This is a genomic window from Bradyrhizobium sp. DOA1, assembly GCF_001593325.1.
Taxonomy (GTDB): Bacteria; Pseudomonadota; Alphaproteobacteria; order Rhizobiales; family Xanthobacteraceae; genus Bradyrhizobium.
Map to the genome: position 1 here is coordinate 5244990 of NZ_JXJM01000001.1, position 648 is coordinate 5245637.

At 67.7% G+C, this 648-nt stretch carries 1 protein-coding gene and 1 pseudogene; one reads left to right on the forward strand and one right to left on the reverse strand.

Annotation, left to right across the window (positions count from 1 at the left end; translation table 11 throughout):
* Positions 1-366 (forward strand): DUF2147 domain-containing protein (locus SE91_RS24395; protein WP_156490049.1); only part of this gene is annotated, 366 nt, incomplete at its 5' end.
* 133 nt (positions 367-499) lie between these two features.
* Here SE91_RS24395 and SE91_RS38275 read toward each other — a convergent pair.
* Positions 500-648 (reverse strand): annotated as a pseudogene (locus SE91_RS38275) (NUDIX hydrolase); the annotation flags it as partial.

The window sequence follows — 648 nt, forward strand, 5'->3', positions numbered from 1 at the left end:
GCGCCCGCTCCAATTGCCGCGCCTGCTCCCGTCGCTGCTGCTCCCGCCCCGGCTCCGGTCGCCGCCGCGCCCGTGGCGGCTGCCAACTCGCCGATCGGCGTGTGGGCGACCGAAGAGAACAAGGGCAATGTCCGCGTCGAACAGTGCGGCGCCAATCTCTGCGGTTATGCCGAGAAGACCAACGAGCGCGTCCTGATCAACATGAAACCCGAGGGCTCGAAGTGGAGCGGCCGCATTCGCGATCCCAACTCCGGCCGCAATTACGACTCGACCATCGCGATGAAGGGCCCGAACGCGATGCGCGTGCAGGGCTGCGCCTTCGGCGGCATGTTCTGCGGCGGCCAGACCTGGAAGCGCGTGAGCTGACGCTGGCTCGCTATCCTCATCTTCATCATGCCCGGGCTTGTCCCGGGCATCCACGCTTGGTGTCGCAAAACAAGGCGTCCGCAAGGAACTCTGAATTGCTTCGCTGAGCTCGCAATGACGCCGTGGAGAAACCTCACGCCTCCCCGCGCAGCCAGGCCCGCATCTTCTGCAACAGGCCGTGGCGCAATTCGTCGACCGAGGCGGCCTCGGCCGGCGTCAGGGTCTGCAAGGCCGCATCGAAGCCGTCGGCGGCCGGCGTCGGCTCGGGTGTGGCCGCCGGCG